This window comes from Bradyrhizobium sp. 134 (assembly GCF_023074155.1).
GTDB lineage: Bacteria > Pseudomonadota > Alphaproteobacteria > Rhizobiales > Xanthobacteraceae > Bradyrhizobium.
This window is the reverse complement of the sequence record NZ_JADPKX010000048.1, coordinates 1-767: the sequence shown is the minus strand read 5'-3', so window position 1 is coordinate 767 and position 767 is coordinate 1. Positions and strand designations below refer to the sequence as shown.

1 pseudogene is annotated in these 767 nt (G+C 64.0%); it reads right to left on the bottom strand.

What is annotated here, in order from left to right:
• Positions 1–115 precede the first annotated feature (115 nt).
• Positions 116–767: pseudogene (locus tag IVA75_RS20125) on the bottom strand (IS256 family transposase); the annotation flags it as partial.

The following is a 767-nucleotide window of genomic DNA, read 5'->3' as shown; positions in this document are numbered from 1 at the left end:
CGGCGGCTGCGAGATCGATGGCCGGGACGGAAGAATGGCCCGCGGCGCAGCCGAACAAAAGAATGGACGTACGCGATTTCTGCAATCGTCATCTCGGTCATGAAAAAAATCGCTTGTCCATCTCATCCGTCGTCCGCAAGTGTTTCCAGTGCTCGGCCGGGAAGTCGTAGAACGCCAGTAGCGTGTCTCGATCCTTGCTCAGGCAATCGGCGGCCTTCTCGTACTTCAGCGCGTAGCTCTCGATGAAGGCGTCGAACGCCAGCTCGGCGGCGAGCTTCGTTTCAGCCATCCAGATCTCCTGCAACGCGCGTTTGGCCTTCGGCTGCTGGCTCTTCGGCAACTTGGCGAGCACGTTGGCGGTCTTGTGCACCCAGCAGCGCTGCTCGCGCGTTTTCGGCCAGACCTCGCCGGCCGCCTTCCAGAACCCGAGTGCGCCATCGGCGATGGTAAGCTGCGGCGCCACGTCGAGCCCGCGCCGCTTCAGATCGAGCAGCAGATCGCGCCAGTCCTGCGCGCTGTCGCGGGCGCCATCGGTGAAGCCGACCAGTTCCTTGCGGCCTTCCGGGGTCGCGCCGATCAGCACCAGGATGCACTGCTTTTCGTCTTCGAGGCGCGCTTGAAGATGGATGCCATCGGCCCAGATGTAGACGTAGCGCTTCGCCGACAGACGCGCCTCTGCCACGCGGCGTGCTCGTCGAGCCAGCCATCCTTCAGGCGACCGATGGCGGATGCCGACAACCCGGCAGCATCCTTGCCGAGCAGCGCAG